Genomic DNA, 17,045 nt, shown 5'->3' on the forward strand with positions numbered 1-17,045 from the left:
CTGTTATCCATATTCAAGAGGGGAAAAGGAGACGCGCAGGCGGCCGCGCGCCGGCAAGGCAGTCAGCCTCGCCGAACGCGTCCGCCTGGGTAGGCTTATTTACCCCAGCAAGCGTTCAGGCCGAACGCCGTGTCGCGGCTCTCGACGCCTGGCTGCTGCTTGTCGCTGATCAGGGTGACGCCGGTATCGACGTAGCCGCTGGCCTTCTTCCCGTTCTTGGCGTACTCGACGCCGGCTTCGACGCCCAGGCCCGCCATGTTCAGCGGATACTGCTGCGAGGTCGCCGCGATGACGCCGGCCTTGACGTCGCGCACGCCGGCGCAGCCGCCGTCGACCGAGACGATCATCACGTTCTTTTCCTTGCCCAGCGCCTTGAGCGCCTTGTAGGCACCGGCGGCGGCCGGCTCGTTGATGGTGTACACCAGGTTGATGTCGGGATTTTTCTGCAGGCAGTTTTCCATCGCCGTCTGGCCCTTGCCCTGGTCGCCGAAACTGTCGGCCATGCATACCACGTCGGCGGTTTTCGCCGGTGCTACCGTCTTGGCGCTGATGCCCGGCGCGCCGAAACCGGCCAGGAAACCGTTGTGGCGGGCAATCCCCACCGGATGGCCCGGGAACAAGTCCAGCATGGCGATCTTGGCAGGCTTGCCGGCGAAGGCGGCCTTGGCGTATTGGCCGATCAGGATGCCGGCCTTGTAGTTGTCGGTGGCGAACAGCGCGTCGGTCGCGTCCTGCGGCTCGGTCGGGCTGTCGAGGGCGATCACCAGCACGCCGGCGGCGCGCGCCTTCTTGATGGCCGGCACAATGGCTTTCGAATCGCTCGGCGTGATCATGATCGCCTTGGCGCCGGCGGCCACCATGTTTTCAATCGCCGTGACCTGGCCGGCGTTGTCGCCGTCGGCGCGCCCGGCCGCCGTCAACAGCTTGGCGCCCTTCAGTTTTGCGCGTTGCTGCGCGCCTTCTTTCATCTTCACGAAGAAGGGGTTGGTATCGGTCTTGGTGATCAGGCCGACGATCGGTTCCTCGGCCATGGCGACGCTGCCGGTTGCCGCAAGAATGGCCAGTGCGATGCATTGTTTGACGTTCATTGTGTTGTCTCCAGATCTATTTATTTTTTACCGGCAGGGCGTATGCCTCGGCCTGGGGGTGCCCGGCTATCGCGGTACCCGGGCCAAATATACTCCCGGAAAATTAATAAATCAAGCGGATTTATATATTGTTTTGGCCGAAAAATATCAGTACAGCGCGACCGGCATCGATGTGTTTTGCTGAAAAATAGTATTTGAAAACTGGCCGCTTTTGCAGTGGTGGCGGGTCGTCTTTGTTTCTATAGTGGCCTTACCGGTGGAAGACCGCCGGACTATAAAAATGGAGACGTGTTATGAAAATCATGACTGCTATTGCATGGGGCACCCTCATGTCCGCCGGGTTTGCCGACGCCTCGGCGCAAAGCTGCAAGGTGCCGGTACTGAAGGTGCTGGCGCAAAAAAGCCTGGGGCTGACGGTGATGGAAAAGACCCTGGCCGACTATGAAAAGGCCAGCGGCACCAAGGTGCAAATCAGCTATTTCGGCGAGAACGACCGCCGCTCCAAGGCCAGGCTCGACGCTTCCACCAAGGCCGGCTCGTACCAGGTCTATTACATCGACGAAGCCAACGTGGCCGAATTTGCCACCGCCGGCTGGGTCGTGCCACTGCTCAAATATTTGCCGAAAGAGGCCGACTACGACGACTTCCTGCCGGGCCGTCGCGCCGTCGCTTCGTACAATGGCGTGGCGTATTTTGCGCCGCTGATCGGCGGCAGCGACTTCCTGTTCTACCGCCGCGACCTGCTGGAAAAGGCCGGTGTGGCGGTCCCCAAGACGCTCGACGAACTGGTGGCGGCGGTGAAAAAAATGCACAGTCCACCGAACGTGTATGGCTGGGCGGCGCGTGGCCAGCGCGGCTCGGGCATGAATGTCTGGCGCTGGGCGCCGTTCATGCTGGCCGCCGGCGGCAAGTGGGAAAACAACGGCGTGCCAAGCTTCAATTCGGCGCAGGCCGTGAAAGCCACCACCCTGTACCGCGACCTGTTCAAGTACGCGCCGCCCGGTGGCGCCACCTACGACTGGAGCAATGCGCTCGAAGCGTTCAGGTCGGGCAAGGTCGCCTTCATGATCGAGTCGACGCCGTTTGCCGACTGGATGGAAGACCCGAAAAAATCCTCGGTGGTCGACAAGGTTGGCTATGTGCGCCCGCCAGCGCCGCTGGCCTCGGCCGCCTATGGCCACGGCCTGGCCATTTCCACCTCGGGCGCGAAAGACGAATGCACGCGCCAGGCGGCCGGCAAGTTCATCGCCTTTGCCACCGGCAAGGAGCAGGAACAGGCGCGCCTGAAGGACAACGTCTTCAGCGACTACAACCGCACCAGCACCATCAACAGCGACTACTTCCGCAAGCATGTCAAGCCGCAGATCCAGGCCGGCCTCACCGACACCACGCCGGTCTCGCGCGTGACCATCTGGCCTAGTCCCGAGTGGCCCGATATCGGCGACAACCTGGGCGTGGTACTGGAAGAGGTGTTTACCGGCACGCGCGGCGATGTGCAAAGCGCGCTCGATGAGGCCAATGAGTATGCGACCGATGTGATGGCGCGGGCGAAAAAACGTAAATAAGGCGGTAACACTAGCGATCCCCGCAGCTTAAATCAGGGGTCAGTCGCTTCGCGATCGGATTGCGCCCCACTGGGGCGCAATCCCCCGGCGGGTCTGACCCAGCTCTACGCTAACGTGCCTGAGAACCTTTCTATGCCGCATACCATCCGAAAAAAACGCCATACCTGGCTGCCAGCGGTATTCCTCACGCTGCCGCTGCTGGTATTGCTGGTGCTGGGCCTGGTGCCCAGCATCGCCGCCATCAACCTGGCCCTGCAAAACCGCGTGCTGCGCTACAGCGACAGCGAATACGTAGGGCTGGCCAATTTCATTCGCCTGTTTGGCGACCGCCGCTTCATGAACGCCGTGCAGGTCTCGGCCGTGTGGGAAGTGGTAACCGTGGCCGGCTCGCTGGTCGTCGGCGTGCTGCTGGCCGTATTCCTGTTCGAGAAAGTCAAGGGCCGCACGCGTGACGTCATCGCGCTGCTCTTGATCGTGCCGGTGCTGCTGCCGCGCGTGTCGGCGGCGTTTATCTGGAAGTTCATGTATTCGCCGCTGATGGGCATCCTCAACTGGATGCTCGAATGCGTGGGCCTGGGCGGCACGGCGCTGCTGTCCGACCCGGCCACGGCGCTGTATGCGGTGGCGCTGGTCGATATCTGGCAATGGGGCCTGTTCTTCGGCGCCGTGATATTGAAACTGCTCGAAACCCTGCCGCCCGAACCGCTGGAAGCGGCCCGCCTCGATTACGCCGGCACGGTGCAGGTGTATGCGTATATCGCGCTGCCGATGCTCAAGGTGCCGATCATGAGCCTGGTATTCATCAAGATGGTCGAGTCGCTGCGCTCGTTCGACCTGATCTACGTGATGACCAAGGGCGGTCCCGGCATCGCCACCGAAACGCTGGACATGTATGCGTATGCGCAGGGGATCGGCCTGATGGGCAAGATCTCGTATGCGTCCAGCATGGCCGTGCTGATGATGATCGCCACCACCATCATCTTTACCCTGCTCTGGAAGCGAGTCGCCAAATGGGAAAACTGACTTTGACACGCGGTGCGGACCGTGCCGCCACCACCGCCATCACCACCGCCATCGTGCTGGTGGCGCTGTTCCCGATCCTGTGGGCCGTGCTCAATTCCTTCAAGGAGCTGATGGACATCGTCACGCCGGTGCCGCGCTTTATCTTCAGCCCTACTTTGGCCAACTACCGGCAGGTGCTGGCCAGCCCCGAAGTATTGACGGGCCTGGGCAACAGCGTGGCCATTGTCGGCATTGCCGTGTTGCTGGGCGCCGTGCTGGGCGTGCCGGCCGCGTATGCGATTGCGCGCTATCCGGTGCCGGCCAAGAAGGATATCCAGTTCTTTTTGCTGTCGCTGCGCTTTTTGCCGCCGGTGGCCGTGGCGATTCCATTGATCTCGATCTGGATCGACCTGGGCCTGTACGACTCGCGCCTGTCGATGGTGGTGACGTATCTGCTGGTGACCCTGTCGACGATTATCTGGCTGTCGATTCCCGCCTTTGCGCGCATTCCGAAAGAGATCGAGGAAGCCGCTGCGCTCGATGGCTACGGCCCTTACCAGGTGTTCTGGAAGGTGGCCCTTCCTGTGGCCTCGAAAACCCTGATGGGCGGCATCGTCTTCAGCTTCGTGCTGGTCTGGAACGAACTGATGATCGCACTGGCGCTGACCTCGTCGAAAAGCGTGACCTTGCCGGTGATCGCCTCGGCCTTTACCTCGATGGGCCAGGAAGTGCCGTGGGGCGTGGTCAACGCCTCCACCGTGCTGCTGGCGCTGCCGCCGCTGCTGTTCGTCGGTATTTTGGGACGGCTGCTCAACTCCATGCTCAAACATAAATAAGGATTTATCATGCAAGCTCTCGTACTGGAACAAGCGCATTCCATCACCCTGCGCGACATCGATATCGCCCTCGCGGTCGGCCCACGCGACGTGAAAATCAAGATCCACACCGTCGGCATCTGCGGCAGCGACGTGCACTACTTCAAGCATGGAAAAATTGGCCCGTTCGCGGTCGAAGAGCCGATGGTGCTCGGTCATGAAGCGTCGGGCGTGGTGGCCGAAGTGGGTGCCGAGGTGACGCACCTGAAGGTGGGCGACCGCGTCTGCATGGAGCCTGGCGTGCCGCAGTTCGATTCGCCCGCCACCATGCGCGGCCTGTACAACCTCGACCCCGCCGTGCGCTTCTGGGCCACGCCGCCGATCCATGGTTGCCTCACGCCCTATGTGGTGCATCCGGCCGCGTTTACGTTCAAGCTGCCCGACAACGTCAGCTTCGGCGAAGGCGCGATTGTCGAACCCTTGGCGATTGGCCTGCAGGCGGCAAAAAAAGCCGCGATCAAGCCCGGCGACGTGGCGGTGGTGATCGGCGCCGGCACCATCGGCGCGATGAATGCGCTGGCCGCGCTGGCGGGCGGCTGCTCGCGCGTGATCCTGGCCGACCTGGTGGCCGAAAAGCTGGCGCTGTTTGCCGACAACCCGGCCGTCACCACGGTCGATATACGCCACGCGAATCTGGCTGACACCGTGCGCGAACTGACCGATGGCTGGGGTGCCGACATCGTCTTCGAAGCCAGCGGCAGCATGCGCGCCTACGACAATATCATCGACCTGCTGTGCCCCAACGGCTGCCTGGTGCTGGTCGGCATGCCGCCCGATAAAGTACCGTTCGATATTGTCGCCATCCAGGCCAAGGAAGTGCGCATCGAGTCGGTGTTCCGCTATGCGAACATCTTCCCGCGCGCGATCGCCTTGCTCGGTTCGGGCAAGATCGACGTGAAACCCTTCATTTCGCGCACCTTCGGCTTTGCCGATGGCGTGCAGGCCTTCGACGAGGCGGCCAAGGCCTTGCCCGGCGACGTCAAGATACAGATAGAACTGGCCTGAGCCAGTCATCAAGGAGACAACAAGATGGCCAATATCGCCTGCAGGCAGCTGTACAAGACCTATGACCACAAGACGGCCGTGCTGCAGCCGTTCGACCTGGAAATCGACGACGGCGAATTCATCGTCCTGCTGGGGCCTTCGGGCTGCGGCAAATCGACCCTGCTGCGCATGATCGCGGGCCTGGAAGACATCAGCGGCGGCGAGCTGCATATCGGCGGCGCGGTCGTCAACGACCTGCCGGCGCGTGCGCGCAACGTGGCGATGGTGTTCCAGAACTACGCGCTGTACCCGCACATGACGGTGTACGACAATATCGCCTTCGGCCTGCGCCGGCTGAAGGTGCCTGCCGGCGAGATCGAGCGCCGCGTGCGCGAGGTGGCGGCGATCCTCAGCCTCGACACTCTGCTGGAGCGCAAGCCGCGCGCCATGTCGGGCGGCCAGCAGCAGCGCACGGCGATTGCGCGCGCGATGATCAAGACGCCGCAAGTATTTTTGTTCGACGAGCCGCTGTCGAACCTGGACGCCAAGCTGCGCGCGCAGCTGCGCGCCGATATCAAGCGCTTGCACCGGCGCTTGCGCACCACCACCCTGTATGTCACGCACGACCAGCTCGAAGCGATGACCCTGGCCGACCGGGTAGTGCTGATGAAGGGCGGCCATATCGAGCAGATCGGCACGCCGGCGCAACTCTACAACCATCCGCGCACCCTGTTTGCGGCTGGCTTTATCGGCACGCCGGCCATGAATTTCATCGATGGCGTGATTGAACAGGAGGGGGATAAACCTGTGCTGGCGTGCGCCGGCCGGCGCTGGCGCCTGGCCTCCAGCCGTTTTGCATCTTTAGTGGCCGGCACCAGGGTGGTATTCGGCCTGCGCCCGAACCACTTGCGCACCGCCACTGCGCAGGACCGGCAGCAAGGCAGCAGCAGCCATGGCCTGGACTGCACCATCGACCTGGTGGAATTGCTGGGCGCCGAAGCGCTGACCAGCTTCCAGTGCGGCGACTTGAGCCTGTCGGCGCTGCTGCCGGCCAATGCCGCCAACAGCGTGGCGCAAATCGGACAGTCGCTGGCGCTGGCCTTCGATGAAGAGCATATCCACCTGTTCGACGCCGAAAGCGGTTTGGCCCTGGCGCCAAACCGTTAGAATACCGCCATCGAGACCGTGCAGGGGAAACGCCGTGACACCAGACCTGGAAGTGATCTACAAGCCATTGCACGAATCGTTTCGTGCGTGGGCGCACGGCTTTCCGCATACGGTGGCCAAATGGCATTTTCACCCCGAGTATGAGCTGCACTTCATTATCACCTCGACCGGCAAGTTCTTTATCGGCGACCATATCGGCAGCTACGGCCCGGGCAACCTGATACTGACCGGGCCGAACTTGCCGCACAACTGGGTCAGCGAACTGCCGGAAGGCATGGTGCTGCCCGAGCGCGACCTGGTGCTGCAGTTCTCCAGCGACTTCATCGAGCGCTGCACCTTGCTGTTTCCCGAGCTGGCGCCATTGAAGTCGCTGATGGGCGAGGCCTCGCGCGGCCTGCAGTTTCCCGATGCGCTGGGCCTGCGCCTGGTGCCGCTGATGCGCGAGCTGACGACGGCGCAGGGCCTGCGCCGGGTCGAGCTGTTCGCGCGCCTGTTCGGCACCCTGTGCGAGTGCCGCGAACGCCGTCCGCTGGCCAGCGTCACCTATATGGCGCAGGCGGGGCGCTACATGTCGTCCACCATCAACCAGGTGCTGGCGTATATCAAGCAGAATATCACCCTGGACTTTTGCGAGCAGGACGTGGCCGACGTGGCCGAGATGAACACGCTCAAGTTCACGCGTTTCTTCCGCAAGCACACCGGCACCTCGTTTATCCAGTACGTCAACCAGGAGCGCATTGCGCTGGCCTGCGAGCTGCTGATGAACACCGACCTGAAGGTGACCGATATCTGCTACCGCACGGGATTCAATAACCTGTCCAATTTCAACCGCCAGTTTTTGGCGCACAAGCAGATGTCGCCCTCGAAGTTTCGCTCCTGCCTGTTGATGAATATGTCCGAACCGTCAGCCTGACGGCCCCTACAATATTTTTTGGAATCACATGACTTATCTTGGTATCGATATAGGCACTTCCGAAGTCAAGGCCATCCTGCTTGACGACGCGCAAACCATCCTCGCCAGCAGCGGCGTGAGCCTGCGCGTGGCCAGCCCCCATGCGGGCTGGTCGGAGCAGAATCCCGAGGACTGGTGGCACGCCACGCTGGACGTCATCGCGGCCATCCGCGCTGCCCAGCCGGTGGCGTTTTCGGGGCTGCGCGGCATCGCGCTGTCGGGCCAGATGCATGGCGCGACCCTGCTCGACAAGCAGCAGCATGTGCTGCGCGCGGCCATTTTATGGAACGACACGCGTTCGTTTGCCGAATGCGTGGAACTCGAAGCGCTGGTGCCCGAATCGCGTGCCATCACCGGCAACCAGGCCATGCCGGGCTTTACCGCGCCAAAGTTGCTGTGGCTGCAAAAATACGAGCCGGCGCTGTTCCGCGCCACCGCCACCGTGCTGCTGCCCAAGGATTACGTGGCGCTGCGCCTGACGGGCGAATGCGTGTCCGACATGTCCGACGCTTCCGGCACCTTGTGGCTGGACGTGGCCAAACGCGACTGGTCCGACCGCATGCTGGCGGCCACCGGCCTTTCGCGCGAGCACATGCCGCGCCTGGTCGAAGGCAGCGCCGCTGCGGCCCAGGTGCGCAGCTCGCTGTGCCAGGAGTGGGGCATCAGCCACCCGGTGATATTGGCCGGCGGCGCCGGCGACAATGCGGCCGCAGCCGTCGGTCTGGGCGTGGTCGAGCCGGGCGCCGGCCTGCTGTCGCTGGGGACCTCGGGCGTGCTGTTTGCCGGCAGCGACGGCTATGCGCCCAATCCGGGCCAGGGCGTGCATGCGTTCTGCCACTGCCTGCCCGAGCGCTGGCACCAGATGAGCGTGATCCTCAGCGCGGCGTCCAGCCTGTCCTGGGTGGCGCAGCTGACGCAATCGAACGATATCGGCGAACTGGCCAGCCTGGCCGAAAAAGTCGACGCGCGCAAGGCGCCGATCTTCCTGCCTTACCTGAGCGGCGAGCGCACGCCGCACAACGACGCCACCGCGCGCGGCGTCTTTTTCGGTTTGTCGACGGAGCACGGCCGCGCCGACCTGGCCTATGCGGCGATGGAGGGCGTGGCTTTTGCCATGGCCGACGGCAACGAGGCGCTGCGCAGTGCCGGCACGCACCTGACGGAAGCGTCGTTTGTCGGCGGCGGCTCGCGCAGCCGCTTCTGGGCGCAGCTGTGCGCGAATGCCTCGGGTTTGAACGTGCTGCGCCACGACCACGGCGTGGCCGGCGGCACCATGGGCGCGGCGCGCCTGGCGCAGATGGCCGTTACCGGCCGCGCGCCAGCCGAGGTGTGCAGCCGCCCGGCGGTGCAGGAAACCATCGCGCCGCAGGCGTCCGCCATGCTGGCCGACCGCCTGGCGCGCTACCGCCGCCTGTATCCGCTGCTGCGCGAGGAGTTTGCGGGCGCGACGGCGGCGGCGCGCTGATAGTGGAAATGGCGCTGACAGCGCCTTTTTTTTAAAACGTATATTTCGCCGTCAGCACGGCGCTGCGCGGTTCGCCAAACGCATTGCCGCTGTCGATGCTGCTGATGGCCTGGTAGTAGCTGCGGTCAAACAGATTGGTCAGGCTCAGGCGCACGTCGAGCTGCTTGCTGACCTGCCAGCCCGCGTTCAGGTCGGCAATCGCATAGCCGCCCTGGCCGATGGGGGCGTTGGTCTTGTATATCCGGTTTTGCGCGCGCAACGCCGCACCGACGCGCCAGGCGCTCCATGCGCCCGGCAGGCGATAGCTGGTGGCCAGGCGCAACAGGCGGCTCGGGCGTTCGGCCGCATAGCGCGCGCCGGCCTGGTTGCTGCCCTGGGCCTTGGTGTATTCGGCCGTGTTGTAGGTCAGGCCCGCGCTGACCTGCCAGCGCGGCGTGATCGCCCCGGCGATGGTCAGCTCCACGCCCTGGCTGCGCACTTCGCCGGCCGCTTCCGAACACGACAGCAGGCCCGGGCTGCACTGCGTCAGCGGCAGCGAGGTGGCCAGGTTTTCCTGCACGATGCGAAACACGGCGGCCGACGCATTCAGCGCGCCGCCGAAGTATTCGCCTTTCACGCCCACTTCCATATTGGTGCCGGTGACCGGGTCGAGCAGCATGCCATTCTTGTCGAGCGCGCTTTGCGGATTGAAGATGCTGGTCCAGCTGCCGTACAGCGAGTGGTGGGCGTCAAGGTCGTACACCAGGCCCACATAGGGCGTCACTTCCTGGCTGACCTTGTAGCCAGAACGCACCTGTGTCAGCGGATTGAGGGCGCCGTATTCATACCAGTCGACGCGCCCGCCCAGCAGCAGGGCCAGCGGGTCGGCCAGGCTGAAGCGGGCCGTCGTGTAGACGCTTTTCTGGGTGACCTCGGTATTTTGCCCGTAGTAGAAAGTTCCGATCACGGGCTTGACGGGCGCCGCCGTATTCCAGCTGACAGGGTCGAACGTATAGCTGTAGTCGGGCACCGATTTGTAGCCCTTGTCTTCCGTGTCGCGCGTGCGGTAGTTGGCGCCGAAGACGATTTCATGGCGGCGGCCCAGCAGGCTGAATGGCCCGGACGCCTGCACGTCGAGGATGCGCTGCTGGCGGTCGTAGATAAAGGCGTTGGCCGCGCTCAGGCGGAACAGATTCGTGCGCGGCACGCGGGCCACGCCGGTGACGATGGAATCGAGTTCATCGTCGAGCGCCTGGGCGGCAATCTTGAGCTTCCAGCCGTTGCCCAGGCGGTGTTCCAGTTCGGCGAACAAACGCGTGTTCTTCTTGTTCCAGAAGGTCCAGTCGGGCGCATTGCTGGCCGAGCGGTCGAGCGGCAAAAAGCTGCCGTCGAGTGAGGTCGGCAAGCCATACCAGGTCGAACCGGGATTGCGCTCGTCGTTGACGTGGAAGCCCACGCTGAGGGTGGTGTCGCGCGTGATGTCGGCGTCGATGGTGGCGTACAGCAGGGCGCGCTTGTGGCCGTAGTTCGAAATGAAGGTGTCGCCATCCTGGTAGGCGGCCACCGCGCGTGCGCGCACGGAACCGTTGTCGTTGATCGCGCCGCGCGCATCGACTTCGCCGCGGTAGTCGTGGTAGCGCCCGACGCTGCCGGTAACCGAGACTTCACTCTCGGCGGTCGGGCGCTTGCGCACGAAATTCATGGTGCCGGAAGGGTTGCCCACCCCATTGAGCATGCCGGCAGCGCCGCGCAGCACCTCCACCCGGTCGTACATGGCCAGGGTGGCGAAACCGAGCGTGTCGCCGTCGCTCGACATGGTCAGCCCGTCTTCGGTGAAATTGCTGATGGCGAAACCGCGCGAATAGAAGCTGGCGCGTTCGGTGGCGCCCTTGTTCAGGCTCAAGCCCGGCGTGATGTTGACGATGTCTTCCACCGAGCCGATATTCATGTCATCCATCTGCTGGCGCGTGACGACGCTGACCGACTGCGGCGTTTCGCGCACCGACAGGTTCAGGCGCGTGGCCGCGTTCATGCTGCCGGTGGTATAGGAGCCGCTGCCTTCGGTGGTGGCGCCAGGCGCGGCCTGCGCGCTGACCTTGACTTCAGGCAGGCTCTGTTCTTGTGCCTGGGCCTGGACTGGGCCGCCAAAGGCGGAAAAAATGGCTACGGCCATGAGCTTTGGCGCCAGGCTGGCGCGTTTGTTCGTTATTGTCATTGGAACTTCCCCGTATCGCTGTATGAAAAGCAGGCGTGTGCCCGCCGCTGTCGTTTGCGTCGCTGGGGTGGTGCTGCGCCTGGCTAGCATGGCCATGCCGCTGTGTTCCCGGACCAGCCGTGGAAGCGCGGTAATGAACCGTCTCAATAATGAGAATCATTCGCATTTTAAGTGAATGCGGGTATTGCAGCAATTTTTGGTGGGATTTGGTGAGAATGCTGGCCTATCTTGTTGGGCGTTTACAACAAGCGTGGAGCGGATGAGCCGCTTGAGCGCCATCAAGCGCGGCGCCATCAGGCAAAAAAGCAGGGCGGATTCTTATATTATTTCCTTTAGGCATCTTTTTTACTCCATCCCGTCGCGAGGAAAGCCATGAGTTTCCCATCCTGTCCCGCTGGTGATCCATGATGGCGCTGCTGCTGGCGCTATGCCTGTTGCTGGTCGTGCTCAGTGCGCTGCTGGCCGGGCAGTGCTGGGGTGCGCGGCAATGGCGTGCCCGGCATGCGGCGGGTGAAGCGCAACTGGCGGCGCAGGCGCCCAGGCTGGCGCTGCTGCAGGCGCTGCCGGCGGCGGTGATCGGCACCGACCGCGATGGCGTGGTGCGCTACCTGAATGCGCGCGCGCTGGCCCTGGGCGGCATGCCGGCGGCGCACGGCGTGGGCGCCAGCGTGGCGCAGCTGCTGCCGCTGTTCCAGGACGGCGCCGCGATCGACGCGGCGCGCCAGGTACGCGACTGCGTGGCGCAGCAGGCCGTGCTGGAAGTGGCGCGCGGCGCGGTGCTGCTGCGCGAAAGCGACGGCAAGCGCATCGACGTGCACTACAGCTGCGCACCGCTGGCGCAGGATGGCGCGGTGCTGCTGCTGCACGATGTGTCGGCGCGTCGGCGCGCCGAGCAGCAGCTGGAATTCATCGCCCACCATGACGGTCTGACCGGCCTGCCGAACCGCCTGCATTTCCAGATCCGCTTCGAGCACGGCATCGCCTATGCGCGCCGCCACCAGGGCTTGCTGGCGGTGCTGTTTGTCGATATCGACCGTTTCAAGGCCATCAACGACCGCCTGGGCCACGACGTGGGCGATCAGGTGCTGGCCGAATTCGCGCGCCGGGTACAGCAGTGCGTACGCAAGGTCGACACGGTGGCGCGCCAGGGCGGCGATGAATTCATTGTCCTGCTGACCGAACTGCACGATCATCACGATGCGACGCGCGTGGCCGAGAAAATCATCGCCGCCATCGCCGCGCCCTTCGTGATTGACCAGTACAGCCTGTCGGTGGCCGCCAGCGTGGGCATGGCGCTGTATCCGGACGACGGCGACGATGTCGATGCACTCATCGAAAAGGCCGATCTCGCCATGTACGCGGCCAAGCGGCGCGCGCCCGGTACCTGTTTGCGCTACGCGCCGCGCATGCAGACGCAGTCGTATTCGCGCACCATCCTGGAAACGGCGCTGCGCCACGCGCTCGAGCGCAATGAATTCATGCTGCATTACCAGCCATGCATGGACCTTGCCACCGGTGCCATCACGGGAGTAAAGGCGCTGCTGCGCTGGAAGCACCCGGAACTGGGGCTGATGATGCCGCTGGACTTCTTGCCGGTGCTCGAAGAGAGTGCGTTGATCCTGCCGGTCGGCGCCTGGGTGCTGGCCACCGCCGTCGAGCAGGCGAAACTCTGGATCGCGCAGGGACTGAGCCTGACGATTACCGTCAGCCTGTCGGCGCGCCAGTTCTACCAGCGCGACATCGCGCGCAATGTCGGCGCCGCCTTGGCGACGGCCGGCGTGCCGGGGCACTGCATCGAACTGGAAATTGCCGCCGGCACGCTGATCGACCATAGCCACGATGGCGAGGCGATTTTGCGCCAGTTCCGCCAGCTGGGCATGGCCATCTGCCTCAGCGACTTCGGCACCGGCGACGGCCCGCTGCATTACCTCAAGCGCTTCCCGGTCGACGCCGTCAAGATCGAAAAATGCTTTATCGATGAATTGGGCGACGGCCAGGAAGACGGCGCCATGGTGCACGCGATGGTGGCGATGGCGCACACCTTGAAGCTGCGCGCGATCGCCGGCGGCGTGGAAAACGCGGGCCAGCTCGAAATGCTGGCCGCCATGGGCTGTGACGCTGCCTTCGGCTATCACCTGGGGCGCGCGATGGCGCCGGAAGGGGTGGAAGCGCTGCTTGGGCCAGGCTCAGGCCACGGCCTGGCGGGCGTGACGGCGAATCACGACCGTGCCGGCAAGCTTGTCGTGCCAGCCCTGCTTGCGGGCGTCAAGACCGATCCAGATAAAACCCAGGAACAGGGGCAGGGCTGACAGATAAGAGGCCAGGCTGCGGATGACGAACTGCCCGGCGGAAGGTTTGCCACCCGTGTGCGCATCGACAATGACCGCCTTGACGGCCATCTTGCCGGGCGTGGTAGCAAGCCAGATCCACAGCGCCAGTTGCAGCACGGTAGGCAGCACATAGGAAATCAACACATGGGCCGGCCCATGGATCCAGACATCCTCCGCCCAGTAGTAGCGGCCATAAACGGCCAGCATCAGCGGTGTCGTAATCAATAACAACAGCACGGTATCGATCAGGGTCGCGCCCAGGCGCGGCCAGAAGCCGACATATTCAATCTCGGTTGCGGGGTGCAGCATGTTTTCTCCCGGTTGAAAAAATCATGGCATGACCGCTTGCAGCTTGGCCAGGAAGCGCCGCAGATGGGGCTCGCTGCGCTCGAATGGCACTTCGTCAAACGCAAACCAGCGTATCGACAGGAATTCTGTTTCATCCCAGCTGATTTTTTGCCGGCGGTCGGCATGCACAACATACCACAGCGACACATCGGTGTGGCCTGCGGTCAAGCCCACGGTAGTGGTCACGGTCAGCATCAGCGGCGCTGCGATGGCATGCGCGGGCGCCAGGCCCAGTTCCTCGGCCAGTTCACGCATGACGGTGGTGCGTGGATGCTCGCCGGGATCGGCATGGCCGCCGGGCGGCAGCCACAGCTGGGCATTGCGATGGTCGACCAGCAGCACATGCCCGTCATCGACGACGACAAAGTAAGAGACCAAGTGTTTCGGTGGCGTGGCCGGCTTGGCCAGGCGGAACAGTTCGGCGCCGCTATCGATCCAGGTCAAGGTCTGTGCAAGCTGGGTGCGTTCGAGTTCGTCCAAGGGCACGATGGCGGAGACTTCTTCCCGGATTTGCTGGCGCATCTGCTATGCCTCTGACGAATGATATGCCGTGAGCGTAGCAGATGTCCTGGCAAAAAGTGCAGTTAGAACTTGTAGCGCAGCGACAGCATGGCGTTGCGCGGGTCGCCGAAATAGCCGCCCATGCCGGTCGAGTAGTAGCGCTTGTCGAACACGTTGTTGAGGTTCAGGGTCGCCACCAGGCGCGGATCGAACTGGTATTGCGCCATCAGACCGGCCACCGCGTAGCCGTCTTGCGTGAAGCGCTCGCCGTTCGGGCCGCGGTCGTCCATGTAGATGCCGCTCTGCCAGTTCACGCCGGCGCCCAGCACCAAGCCTGGCAGGCCTTGCGACAAGCGATAGGTGCTCCACAGCTTGGTCATCGCTTGCGGCTGGCTGGTCTGGATGCGCTCGCCGGCGGCGTTGCGGATGCGGCTGTATGCATAGCTTGCCGTCAGTTGCCAGTCCGGGCGCAGCTGGCCCGACACTTCAGCTTCGAAGCCGCGCGTGGTGGCGCCCTTCACGGTGTGATAAGCGTACGAGCCGCCGCCGGTGCCGATGATCCAGATATTGCCCGGATCGGCTTCGGCCAGGTTTTCCTGGCGCAGCTGGAACACGGCGGCGCTGGTGTTCAAGGCGCCGTTGAAAAATTCGCCCTTCACGCCGGCCTCGTAGTTCTTGCCTTCCAGCGGCGCCAGGAAGCGGCTGTTGACGTCGCGCTGGCTTTGCGGCGTGAAAATGCTGGTGTAGCTGGCGTAGGCCGACCAGTGCCGGCCCAGGTCGTAGACCAGGCCCGCATACGGCGTGATCTTGCCGCTCTCGCGCATGGCGTCGTACAGGTCGGTGTCGGCATCGTAATCGCTGCGGATATCGCGCTTCCAGTACGACAGGCGCGCGCCAAGGATCACCGACAGCGCGTCCGTCGGGCGCAGGCGCAAGGTCGAATACAGGCCGCTTTCGCGCTCCTTGTCGTACGACGTACCCAGCCGCGTGCCGCGATAGTCGGGCACCGGCATGGCGCCATTCCAGGCATTGATGTCGGGGATGCTGTAGTCGTAGCCGGCCAGGCGCCAGCTCGGGTAGATCGGGCTGTTGGTCTGCAGTTCGGAGGCGCTCACGCCGAATACCAGTTCATGTTTGCGGCCGAAGGCCTGGAACGGCCCGCTGACATACGCGTCGAGCGAGGTTTGCTGCGGCTTGCTGTGCCAGTTGGCCAGCCACAGTTTCAGGTTGGCGCCGCTGGCGCGGTCCGCATAGCCGTTGCCGGCAAAGCCCTGCAGCGCATCATACTGATTGCTGCTGCGGCTGACGGCCAGCTTGGCGATCCAGTCGTTGTCGAAATAATGATCGAGCGTGGCGAACAGCATGGTCTGCTCGCGGTCATACGTGCTCCACGCCGTGGTACCGTTCATCGAACGCTTGAAGTGGGTCAGCGAGCCGTCGCTGTAAAAGACCGGAAATTCGCGGCCCGCGCCGTTCAGCTTTTCCTTCTGGTAGTTCACGCCCGCGCTCAGTACCGTCGACGGCGACAGGTCGGCTTCGACGATGGCGTACAACACGTCCTTCTTCTGGCGGTAGCGCTCGATGAAGGAATGCTGGTCTTCATGCGCAGCCACCACCCTTGCGCGTACGCTGCCGTCCTGGTTCAGTGGTTTTGACAAGTCGCCGTCGATGCGGTAGCGGTCCCACGAGCCAGCCTGCACGCCGGCCGAGGCGGCGAACGTGCGGCCCGGGCGTTTGCGCACCAGGTTGACGGCGGCCGACGGGCTGCCGGTGCCGCTGATCAAACCGGTGGCGCCGCGGATGATTTCGACCCGGTCGTAGATGGCGGCGTCATAGGTGCGTGCTTCGAGGTTCTTGCTGGTCGGAATGCCGTCGAACATATACGACGTCACTTCAAAGCCGCGCGAGAACACCTGGTCGTATTCACGCGTGCTTGACGAGCGGTCGACCGTGATGCCGGGCGACTGCACCAGCACGTCCTGCAAGGTGCGCAGGCCCTGGTCTTCGATCTGCTGGCGCGTGATGACGCTGACCGCTTGCGGCGTTTCGCGCAGCGACAGGTTCAGCCGCGTGGCGCTGGTCAGGCCGGCGTAGCTGCGCTTGCCTTCGGTGGTGCCATCGCGCAGCGCGCTCGAGCTGACGGCCACTTCGCCAAGGGTGGCGGCAATTGGCGCACCGGCGCCGCTTTTGCGCAGCACATAGCTGTTTGCGCCACCCGGTACTGCTTCCAGTCCGGTGCCGGCCAGCAGTTGCGCCAGCGCCTGCGGCACCGTATAGCTGCCTTGCAGTCCAGGCGAGCGTACGCCTTGCAGCAGTTCGGCCGCCGCGCCCACGTTGACCCTGGCGTTGATGGCAAAGGCGGTGATCGCAGCAGACAGTTCGCCGGCCGGCACGCTGTAGTGGTTTTGGACGGCGCCGGCCGCAGCAGGCGCATCGGCCGCAATGGCCGGCGCATGCGCCAGCGACAGCAGCAACAGGGCGCCGCCAACGGCGCGGGCGAGGGGAGTCAGGTGCAAATGCTGCAGATGCATGATGGTGCCTTTCCGGTGAAGTTAAGTGACAGACATCCACAGG

Annotated in this window: 11 protein-coding genes and 2 pseudogenes; 8 read left to right on the forward strand and 5 right to left on the reverse strand. The window is 63.8% G+C overall.

The window, feature by feature from the left end:
- Positions 1–95 precede the first annotated feature (95 nt).
- On the reverse strand, positions 96–1,088 hold the full coding sequence (locus tag AC0Z42_RS14605; RefSeq protein ID WP_485468931.1) for a substrate-binding domain-containing protein: 993 nt from the start codon (positions 1,086–1,088) through the stop codon (positions 96–98).
- A 302-nt stretch (positions 1,089–1,390) separates the two neighbouring features.
- Between AC0Z42_RS14605 and AC0Z42_RS14610 the strand changes: the two genes are divergently transcribed.
- From AC0Z42_RS14610 to xylB, 7 genes and pseudogenes are all read left to right on the forward strand, one after another.
- Complete coding sequence (locus AC0Z42_RS14610) at positions 1,391–2,653, forward strand: ABC transporter substrate-binding protein (RefSeq protein ID WP_485468932.1); 1,263 nt, start codon at positions 1,391–1,393, stop codon at positions 2,651–2,653.
- Between the two features lie 132 nt (positions 2,654–2,785).
- The gene (locus tag AC0Z42_RS14615) at positions 2,786–3,676 is read left to right on the forward strand and encodes a carbohydrate ABC transporter permease (protein ID WP_485468933.1); all 891 of its coding nucleotides are present in this window, start codon (positions 2,786–2,788) and stop codon (positions 3,674–3,676) included.
- Positions 3,664–4,491, forward strand: a complete 828-nt coding sequence (locus AC0Z42_RS14620) for a carbohydrate ABC transporter permease (protein WP_485468934.1) — start codon at positions 3,664–3,666, stop codon at positions 4,489–4,491. The genes AC0Z42_RS14615 and AC0Z42_RS14620 overlap by 13 nt, the downstream gene beginning before the upstream one ends.
- 9 nt (positions 4,492–4,500) lie before the next feature.
- Entirely contained in the window at positions 4,501–5,535 is a 1,035-nt protein-coding gene (locus tag AC0Z42_RS14625; RefSeq protein ID WP_485468935.1) for an NAD(P)-dependent alcohol dehydrogenase, read from the forward strand.
- Between the two features lie 24 nt (positions 5,536–5,559).
- Positions 5,560–6,657: pseudogene (locus tag AC0Z42_RS14630) on the forward strand (ABC transporter ATP-binding protein); the annotation flags it as partial.
- Positions 6,658–6,715: 58 nt separating this feature from the next.
- On the forward strand, positions 6,716–7,594 hold the full coding sequence (locus AC0Z42_RS14635; RefSeq protein ID WP_485468936.1) for an AraC family transcriptional regulator: 879 nt from the start codon (positions 6,716–6,718) through the stop codon (positions 7,592–7,594).
- Positions 7,595–7,622: 28 nt separating this feature from the next.
- Positions 7,623–9,098, forward strand: a complete 1,476-nt coding sequence (gene xylB, locus AC0Z42_RS14640; RefSeq protein ID WP_485468937.1) for a xylulokinase — start codon at positions 7,623–7,625, stop codon at positions 9,096–9,098.
- A 31-nt stretch (positions 9,099–9,129) separates the two neighbouring features.
- Here xylB and AC0Z42_RS14645 read toward each other — a convergent pair whose 3' ends face one another.
- Positions 9,130–11,250, reverse strand: a complete 2,121-nt coding sequence (locus tag AC0Z42_RS14645; RefSeq protein WP_485468938.1) for a TonB-dependent siderophore receptor — start codon at positions 11,248–11,250, stop codon at positions 9,130–9,132.
- 449 nt (positions 11,251–11,699) lie between these two features.
- On the opposite strand from AC0Z42_RS14645, the pseudogene AC0Z42_RS14650 reads away from it, so the two are divergent.
- Positions 11,700–13,424, forward strand: a pseudogene (locus AC0Z42_RS14650) (putative bifunctional diguanylate cyclase/phosphodiesterase); the annotation flags it as partial.
- 54 nt (positions 13,425–13,478) lie between these two features.
- Here AC0Z42_RS14650 and AC0Z42_RS14655 read toward each other — a convergent pair.
- From AC0Z42_RS14655 to AC0Z42_RS14665, 3 genes are all read right to left on the reverse strand, one after another.
- Positions 13,479–13,931, reverse strand: a complete 453-nt coding sequence (locus AC0Z42_RS14655) for an RDD family protein (protein ID WP_485468939.1) — start codon at positions 13,929–13,931, stop codon at positions 13,479–13,481.
- Positions 13,932–13,952: 21 nt separating this feature from the next.
- On the reverse strand, positions 13,953–14,492 hold the full coding sequence (locus AC0Z42_RS14660) for an NUDIX hydrolase (RefSeq protein WP_485468940.1): 540 nt from the start codon (positions 14,490–14,492) through the stop codon (positions 13,953–13,955).
- Between the two features lie 62 nt (positions 14,493–14,554).
- Entirely contained in the window at positions 14,555–17,002 is a 2,448-nt protein-coding gene (locus tag AC0Z42_RS14665) for a TonB-dependent siderophore receptor (protein ID WP_485468941.1), read from the reverse strand.
- Positions 17,003–17,045 lie beyond the last annotated feature (43 nt).

This window comes from Janthinobacterium sp. 1L-D-8-B-C4 (genome assembly GCF_057291295.1).